Origin of the sequence: Streptomyces mesophilus, assembly GCF_040300965.1 — a bacterium.
GTDB classification, from domain to species: domain Bacteria; phylum Actinomycetota; class Actinomycetes; order Streptomycetales; family Streptomycetaceae; genus Streptomyces; species Streptomyces mesophilus_A.
The window spans coordinates 1-8,277 of record NZ_JBEPEW010000238.1; the positions used below are offsets into that span (position 1 = coordinate 1).

7 protein-coding genes are annotated in these 8,277 nt (G+C 70.9%); 5 read left to right on the forward strand and 2 right to left on the reverse strand.

Annotation, left to right across the window (positions count from 1 at the left end):
* Positions 1–1,220, forward strand: a 1,220-nt coding sequence (locus ABT367_RS39585; protein ID WP_352258590.1) for a DUF4153 domain-containing protein, incomplete at its 5' end; no start/stop codon positions are given.
* 74 nt (positions 1,221–1,294) lie between these two features.
* Here ABT367_RS39585 and ABT367_RS39590 read toward each other — a convergent pair.
* Positions 1,295–2,866: an MFS transporter gene (locus ABT367_RS39590; RefSeq protein WP_434975644.1), complete on the reverse strand. Its 1,572-nt coding sequence runs from the start codon at positions 2,864–2,866 to the stop codon at positions 1,295–1,297.
* 294 nt (positions 2,867–3,160) lie between these two features.
* Between ABT367_RS39590 and ABT367_RS39595 the strand changes: the two genes are divergently transcribed.
* From ABT367_RS39595 to ABT367_RS39605, 3 genes are all read left to right on the forward strand, one after another.
* Positions 3,161–3,796 (forward strand): TetR/AcrR family transcriptional regulator, encoded by a 636-nt coding sequence (locus ABT367_RS39595; protein ID WP_352258591.1) that lies wholly within the window; start codon positions 3,161–3,163, stop codon positions 3,794–3,796.
* Between the two features lie 54 nt (positions 3,797–3,850).
* Positions 3,851–4,555: a ribonuclease HII gene (locus tag ABT367_RS39600; protein ID WP_352258593.1), complete on the forward strand. Its 705-nt coding sequence runs from the start codon at positions 3,851–3,853 to the stop codon at positions 4,553–4,555.
* Between the two features lie 104 nt (positions 4,556–4,659).
* Complete coding sequence (locus tag ABT367_RS39605) at positions 4,660–5,334, forward strand: hypothetical protein (RefSeq protein ID WP_352258595.1); 675 nt, start codon at positions 4,660–4,662, stop codon at positions 5,332–5,334.
* 164 nt (positions 5,335–5,498) lie between these two features.
* Here ABT367_RS39605 and ABT367_RS39610 read toward each other — a convergent pair whose 3' ends face one another.
* Entirely contained in the window at positions 5,499–6,137 is a 639-nt protein-coding gene (locus ABT367_RS39610) for a hypothetical protein (protein ID WP_352258597.1), read from the reverse strand.
* 287 nt (positions 6,138–6,424) lie between these two features.
* On the opposite strand from ABT367_RS39610, the gene ABT367_RS39615 reads away from it, so the two are divergent.
* Positions 6,425–8,277, forward strand: a 1,853-nt coding sequence (locus ABT367_RS39615; RefSeq protein ID WP_352258599.1) for a RecQ family ATP-dependent DNA helicase, incomplete at its 3' end; no start/stop codon positions are given.

An 8,277-nucleotide genomic window follows, 5' to 3' on the forward strand; every position in this document is an offset into this window, starting at 1 on the left:
GGCCGTCGTTCCTCGCGGTGGCCGCCGCGTTCGGCCTCGGCTCGCTCGCGCTGCACGGTACGCGCCGCTGGCCGGGCGTCCTGCTCAACCCGCTCGGTCTGGTCGGTGCCGTGGGGCCCGGCGCGGTCTGGGCCTGGCGCGGGGTCCGTGCGCGCACCGGCGGCGCGCGCGGTTCGCTTGCGCCGATCGTGCGCGCCGTCGCCGTGGCCATCGTGCTGCTGCTGGTCTTCGGCGGGCTGTTCGCCGCAGCGGACTCCACGTTCGCCGATCTGCTCGGCAGTCTGCTTCCGGACTCCGACCTGTCCGACGGACCGGTGCGGTTCCTGCTCTTCGCGCTCGGCGTGCTCGGCGCGGTGGCGGCCGCGTACACGGCTGCGGCCCCGCTGCGCTGGGACAAGATCGAGGTGACGCCGGGACGGGCCCGCGGGCGGGTCGAATGGGCCCTGCCGCTGGTCGTCCTGAACCTCCTCTTCGCCGTCTTCAACCTCATCCAGCTGACCGTGCTCTTCGGCGGCTACGAGGCGGCTCTGAAGGACGGTCTCACCTACTCCGAGTACGCCCGGCAGGGCTTCTGGCAGCTCCTGTTCGCCACTCTGCTCACCCTCGGCGTGATCGCGCTCGCGCTGCGCTGGTCGCCGCGCGACGGGCGGCGCGACCGCACCCTGGTACGCGCCGTGCTCGGCACCCTGTGCGTGCTGACCCTGATCGTCGTCGCGTCCGCGCTGCGCCGGATGCAGATGTACGTCGACGCGTACGGACTCACCAGGCTCAGGATCTCCGTCACCGCCATGGAGCTCTGGCTCGGCCTTGTGATCGTGCTGATCATGGCGGCCGGGGTGTGGGGCGCACGCTGGCTGCCCCGCGCCGTGATCGCCAGTGCGGCGGGCGGTGTGCTGGTCTTCGGCCTTGTCTCGCCGGACGGGATGGTGGCCGAGCAGAACGTCCAGCGCTACCAGGACACCAAGAAGTTCGACGTCGACTACGTGTCCGGGCTCTCGGCCGACGCCGTACCCGCGCTCGACAAGCTGCCCGAACCCGTCCGCACCTGTGCGCTCAGGCCGCTGATGGAATCGCTGGGCGAGGACAGGGCGCCCTGGTACGCGATGAGTTACGGGGAGCACCGGGCGCGTTCGATCATCGAGGAGCGTCCGCTGCGCGAGGGCGTGAACTGCTACGACCTGGATGTGATCGACACGGGTACGGACCGCTCGGAGTACTGAGCGGCGACGTGCGGTGCCGACAGGAAGGGGCGCCCCTCCACGCGAGGGGCGCCCCTTTTCCGTACCCGGGAAGATCAGTGAGCCACCGGTGTGGACGTCCCGCTGAGGGCGTCCAGGTCGCTCTTGCGCACCCTGATCACGAAGATCGCGGTGATCAGCGCGAGGACCGCCATCGCGACCGCCGGGATGAAGCCGGTGGAGATGCCCTCCGAGAGGATCTCCTTGGCCCACGGCGAACCCTTGGGCAGTTCCCCGGTCTTGGCGAAGGCCGCCTGCTGCTCGGGTGTCGCGTTCGCCATGAAGTCGGCGACCTGGATCTTCGCCTCGTCGCGGCTGGCCGTGCCGAAGACGGTGGTCAGGATCGCGAGGCCGAGTGAACCGCCCACCTGCTGGGTCGCGTTGAGCAGACCGGAGGCCGCGCCCGCCTCGTGCTGGGCGACGCCGGAGACCGCGGTGAGGGTCAGCGTCACGAAGTTGAGACCCATGCCGAAGCCGAAGAGCAGCATCGGACCGAGAACGCCGCCGAGATACGAGCTGCTGGTGTCGATCAGGGTCAGCCAGCCGAGCCCCACGATCACGAACGACGAGCCGACCACCATGAAGGGCTTCGGGCCGAGCTTGGGCAGCAGCGCCTGTGACAGACCCGCGCCGAACACGATCGCCACCGTCACCGGCAGGAACTTCAGACCGGCCTCGATGGGGGTGTCACCGAGCACGTTCTGAACGAAGAGCACGATGTAGAAGAACATGCCGAACATCGCGGCGGCCAGGCTCAGCATGATCACATACGTGCCCGAGCGGTTGCGGTCGCGGAACATCTTCAGCGGGGTGATCGGGTCCTTGGCCTTGGTCTCGATGTAGATGAAGACCGCGAGGAGCACGACGGCCGCGCCGAACGAGGCCACCGTCAGGCCGTCCTTCCAGCCGTCGCCGGCCGCGCGGATGAAGCCGTAGACAAGAGCGACCATGCCCAGCGTCGAAGTGATCGCGCCGGCGAAGTCGAAGCGGCCGGGGTGGCGCTCCGACTCCTGGATGTACTTCGGCGTCAGCACCGCGATCAGTACACCGATCGGGACGTTGACGAAGAGCACCCAGCGCCAGTCGAGCCACTCGGTGAGCATGCCGCCGGCCAGCAGACCGACCGCACCGCCACCTGCGGAGACCGCGGCGAACACACCGAACGCCTTGTTGCGCTCCGGGCCTTCGGGGAACGTGGAAGTGATCAGCGCGAGCGAGGTCGGCGAGGCGATCGCACCGCCGACGCCCTGCAGGGCGCGCGCCGCGAGCAGCTGCCAGGGCTCCTGCGCGAAGCCGCCGATCAGGGAGGCGAACGTGAACAGCAGGATGCCGAACATGAACACCCGGCGCCGGCCGAGGATGTCGCCCGCGCGCCCGCCGAGCAGCAGCAGGCCGCCGAACGTGAGGGTGTAGGCGCTGACGACCCAGGTCAGGTCGGTGGTGGAGAACTTGAGCGCGTCCTGGATGTGCGGCAGCGCGATATTCACGATGGTGGCATCGAGGACGACCATCAGCTGGCAGGCCGCGATGATGAACAGGGCTATCCCGGCGTGGGGCGACTTGGCGGTGGTCGCGCCGGGCACCGGATCCGGTTCCGCGACGCGTATGTCCTCGTGTGACTGTGACACTGATGCTCCCCTGGGCGTCTTAGTGAACGACAGCGTTCACTAGAGGCGACCCTAGCGAGCGGTTCATCTTGAACACAAGGAAATTCTTGGGGAGTTGGGCGTTCCTTGACCGGCCGCGGGCCGATGCCCGAGGGCGAGTGATTCGTGCCGTTCGACCTGTCGCGAGCGACCCGCGCGCCTGCGATCCTGTAAGGACCCCGCGCAGTACCGGAAGCGGAGACTCCCCGTGGTGCGCCCCCACGCACCGCCTCTGCCTCCCGGCGCGGCGCGACCGGTCTCAACGGAGAGAGAAACATGGCTACTTCGCGCTGGACGGCCGCTCCCGCCCAGGCCTGTGTCCCCCAGGTGGTGGCTCCGCGGCGCCGCGGAGCCGTGCTCGAACGCGCCATCCTCGACGCCGCGCTCGAGCAGCTCAGCAAGGTCGGCTGGAACGGGCTGACCATGGAAGGCGTCGCCGCCGGCGCCCAGACCGGCAAGGCGGCGGTGTACCGGCGCTGGCCCTCCAAGGAGGACCTGGTCGCCGACGCGCTCGAGTCGGGCATGCCTCCGCTGTCCCCTGCGCCCGACACCGGAAGCGTCCGCGAGGACCTCCTGACGCTCTGTCTGGCCATGCGTGACGCGATGTACTCGCGGCCCGGCTTCGCCCTGCGCGCGGTGCTTCACGAATGCGACGGCAGCGTGGCCGAACGCTTCCAGGCGGTGATCTTCGGTCGTGTGATGCAGCCCGCCATCGAGGCGATCCGTGAGGTGCTCAGCCGGGGCGTACGCCGGAACGAGGTGCGCACCGCGGCCTTGAACGATCATGTCTGCGAGGCCATTCCCGCGATGATGATGTACCGCGCCAAGGTGTACGGAAGCGAATGGTCGCCCGCCGAGATCGCCGGCATGATCGACGATCTGATCGTCCCGCTGGTGCGCCGCGAGGCGTGACGACGGGGGCGGGGGTGTCCTGCCGCCCTCCCGCAGGCGTACGCTGGCATCGCCATGCCGTACGAAGCACCCACCCACACCGTAGAGCGCTCGATCCGGGCGAAGACCGGCGCGAAGATCATCGCCGGTATCGATGAGGTCGGACGCGGTGCGTGGGCGGGACCTGTCACGGTCTGCGCCGCGATCACCGGTCTGCGCCGGCCGCCCGAAGGCCTCACCGACTCCAAGCTGCTCACCGTCAAGCGCCGCGACGCGCTCGCACTCGAGCTCGGCGACTGGGTCACGGCCCACGCGCTCGGACACTCCACACCGCAGGAGATCGACGACCTGGGGATGACGGCCGCGCTGCGGCTGGCCGCCGTCAGGGCGCTCGACGCTCTTCCGGTACGGCCCGACGCGGTGATCCTCGACGGCAAGCACGACTATCTGGGCGCGCCCTGGCAGGTGCGTACGGTCATCAAGGGCGACCAGTCCTGCGTGGCCGTGGCCGCCGCGTCCGTGCTCGCCAAGGTGGAACGCGACGCCATGATGGCCGAACTGGGCGCGGCCTGCGCCGAGTTCGGCTTCGAGGCGAACGCGGGCTATCCGTCCCCCGTACACAAGGCGGCGCTCGAGGAGCGGGGGCCGACCGAGCACCACCGGCTCTCGTGGTCGTATCTCGACGCGCTGCCGAAGTGGCGGCACCTCAAGAAGACCCGCGCCCCCGTGCTCGGTGTCCCGGTCCCGGAAATCGAGGGGCAACTCGGGTTCGATTTCTGACACCATGCCGCTCGCGGCGTCCGGCCCGGCCCGTTGCCCTGCCGGTCGTACTCATGTGCCACCCGCCGTTACGGTTCGTGCCGGCGTTTGATAGACATCCAGTCATGCCTCTCCTTCCCGAGGAGCCTCAGATTCACGAGAGTGTCCAGGGTCCCCGCGCCACTTCGGCCGCCGGCCGCACTGCGCCGACCCCTCGTCCCGTACCCGGTCCGCGTCCCGCGGCCGCCCCGCGTCCCGGACGCCCCGGTCCCGGCTCCGCCCGGCCGGGTCCGCCGGTTCAGCGCACGCCGCGCGACGCGGCCAAGCCCACGCCGACGCCCGCTGCCGGACCGGCTGTTGAGCAGCCCGCGCCGGCTGCTGTGCCGTCCGCGCCGGCTGCTGTGCCGTCCGCGCCGCAGATCCAGTTGATCCCCGCCTCCGTGGAGGGCGCGCTCGACGCGGCCGAGGAAGCGGTGGACCTGCTGCTCGACTCGGGCCGCGCGCCCGGCGACATCCTGGTGCTCACCACCGGGGAGCAGCACCCGTGGGCCGCCCATGAGTTGAGCTTCGGCGACGCCGCCTACTGGGCGCAGCACGAAGCCGGCGACGACGTCTTCTACGCCTCGGCCGACGACGCCGCCCGTGCGGCGGTGCGCCCCGTGGTGGTCGTCGCGCTCAACGGCGGCACGGACGCCCAGGCCGCGACCGCGCTGCCGCTGGCGATGGGCCGTGCGGGTGCGCTGCTGATCGTGTGCGGCGATCCGCAGCGGATCAACTCGGTGCTGGGCGCGGGAGTCTGAGGGCGGGCGGCTTCGGCCGCTTTCCTCGCGGCTGTGGGCTGAGGGCTGTGGGCTGCTTGCTTCGGCGCTTCGGGCTGCTTGCCTCGGTGCTTGGGCTGCTTTCCCTTTCGTACGAGGTGAGTGGGGCCCACCCCTTGAGGTGGACCCCCGTCGTGCGGCGGCGCTCAGAGCGAGGCGGCCCGGCGCAGCAGTTCCATGCCGCCGTGGCCGTTCGCCGTATACGGGGCGTCGGTCCCGTTGGCCACGGTGCTCATCGCGCTCACCCGGGAGGCGCTCGGCTGCCGGCCGCCGCGTCCCTCGCCGAGCACCTGCCAGCCGCCGGCGGTCAGCGTGATGTACGCGCCGCAGCGCAGCCCGTGCAGGGTGCAGGCGTCGCGCAGCCCCCACATCCAGGCGCCGTCCTCCTCGGTCCAGCCCTCCGCGCCGTCCCGGCAGTAGAGCAGCACGGCCGTGCGCACCGGCGTACGGCGGCGCAGATCGTGCGGGATCACCCGGCGCAGCTGGGCGAGCAGTGCGTTGCGGAACACCCAGCCGTCCACCGGGGTGGAACGGCGGGCGAACGAGGCGCTGGCCTTGAGACGTTCCTCCTGGTCGAGCACGGCGACCACGGCGGTCTCGCGGGTGGGTCGGTGCCGTTCGTACAAGCCTCGAACGACCTCGCGCGGATTGCGCAGCAGTGGGATACCGGCGGCGGACCACTCGGCGGGCTCGAGCAGCCGCCCCAGCGCAGTGGACGCATCGGCGGGCGGTGACACGGATGCGAGTCTCGTCGGATCGGCGGACGGAGTGAATCCGAAGGTCACGGTCCTCCCTTCGGCTGCGCGCCCGCCTGAGGCGGGCGAAGTCGGACGTGCGGGAGCGCACCGCGGCACAGCACTGCCGGATACGTACGAGCCGTGCGGGAGCGCTCCAATTCTCGCCGCCGTATCGGCCGGTAGGCAACGAGCAATTGACACTGCTGACCGAAATCGACGCGTGCGCCGTCAATATCCCTTCCCCGAGGGCCGTACGGCAACGCCCCGAGCGACGCTTACCGAAGGTAAACCGGATGAGGTCGCCGAATGTCAGTGGTGTCCGGTTGCATGGGGGGATGCACCGAGACGACGAAGTGGACCTGAGCGCCGAAGCGGCGGCTCCCGTGGGCGGGGACTTCGGGGACCTGCGCACCGAAGCCGATGCCGTGCTCGCCGAACTCGTGGGCGACGCGGGCGGTTCCGCGCGGCTGCGCGAGGACCAGTGGCAGGCGGTCGCGGCCCTGGTGAAGGACCACAGACGCGCTCTGGTGGTGCAGCGCACCGGCTGGGGCAAGTCGGCGGTCTACTTCGTGGCGACCGCGCTCCTGCGGCGGCGCGGCGCGGGACCGACGGTGATCATCTCGCCGCTGCTCGCGCTGATGCGCAACCAGGTCGAGGCCGCGGCACGGGCCGGTATCCGCGCCCACACCATCAACTCCGCCAATCCGGAGGAGTGGGAGGCCATCTACGGTGAGGTGGAGCGCGGCGAGACCGATGTGCTCCTGGTCAGCCCCGAGCGGCTGAACTCGGTGGACTTCCGCGAACAGGTGCTGCCCCGCCTCGCCGCCACCACCGGTCTCCTGGTGGTCGACGAGGCGCACTGCATCTCCGACTGGGGCCATGATTTCCGCCCCGACTACCGCCGGCTGCGCGCGATGCTCGCCGAACTGCCCGAGGGTGTCCCGGTCCTGGCCACCACGGCGACGGCCAATTCCCGGGTGACGGCCGATGTGGCCGAGCAGTTGGGCACCGGGGGCGGTGAGGCGCTGGTGCTGCGCGGGCCGCTGGACCGCGAGAGCCTGCGCCTGGGCGTGGTCCGACTGCCGGACGCCGCACACCGACTGGCCTGGCTCGCCGAGCATCTCGACGAGCTGCAGGGCTCCGGGATCGTCTACGCGCTGACGGTCGCCGCCGCCGAGGAGGCCACCGCCTTCCTGCGGGCACGCGGCTTCGCGGTGTCCTCGTACACGGGGCGCACGGAGAACGCGGACCGGCTGCAGGCCGAGGAGGACCTTCTCAACAACCGTGTGAAGGCCCTGGTCGCCACATCGGCGCTCGGCATGGGCTTCGACAAACCGGACCTCGGCTTCGTGGTCCACCTGGGCTCGCCGTCCTCGCCCATCGCGTACTACCAGCAGGTCGGCCGTGCGGGCCGCGGTGTCGAGCACGCCGACGTGCTGCTGCTGCCAGGCAAGGAGGACGAGGCGATCTGGCGGTACTTCGCCGACACCGCCTTCCCGCCCGAACAGCAGGTACGGCAGACCTTGTCGGCCCTGGCCGCGGCCGGCCGCCCGCTCTCCGTACCGGCGTTGGAAGCCTCCGTGGACCTCAGGCGCACCAGGCTCGAGACCATGCTCAAGGTGCTCGACGTGGACGGTGCGGTACGGCGCGTGAAGGGCGGCTGGACCGCCACCGGCGCCGACTGGATCTATGACACCGAGCGGTACGCCTGGGTGGCCAAGCAGCGCGCGGCCGAACAGCAGGCCATGAGGGATTACGTCACCACCTCCATGTGCCGGATGGAGTTCCTGCGCCGGCAGCTGGACGACGAGGGCGCGACCGCCTGCGGACGGTGCGACAACTGTGCCGGGCCCTGGGTGGACGCGGCCGTGTCCGGCGATGCGCTCGAGGGCGCGACCAAGGAGCTCGACCGGCCCGGAGTGGAGGTCGAGCCGCGGAAGATGTGGCCCACGGGGATGGCCGCGCTCGGTGTCGAGCTCAAGGGGCGTATCCCGGCGGGCGAGCAGTGCTCGACCGGGCGGGCGCTCGGCCGGCTGTCCGATATCGGCTGGGGCAACCGGCTGCGGCCGCTGCTCGCCGAGCAGGCCCCGGACGGGCCGGTGCCCGAGGATGTGCTGCGCGCCGCGGTGGCGGTGCTCGCCGACTGGGCGCGTTCGCCGGGGGGTTGGGCGCCGGGTGCGGCGGATGC

Bases quoted from the DNA above. Each gene is read 5' to 3' on its own strand.
- ABT367_RS39600 (WP_352258593.1), top strand. From the start codon at position 3,851: ATGCCGTACGAAGCACCCACCCACACCGTAGAGCGCTCGATCCGGGCG.
- ABT367_RS39605 (WP_352258595.1), top strand. From the start codon at position 4,660: ATGCCTCTCCTTCCCGAGGAGCCTCAGATTCACGAGAGTGTCCAGGGT.
- ABT367_RS39595 (WP_352258591.1), top strand. From the start codon at position 3,161: ATGGCTACTTCGCGCTGGACGGCCGCTCCCGCCCAGGCCTGTGTCCCC.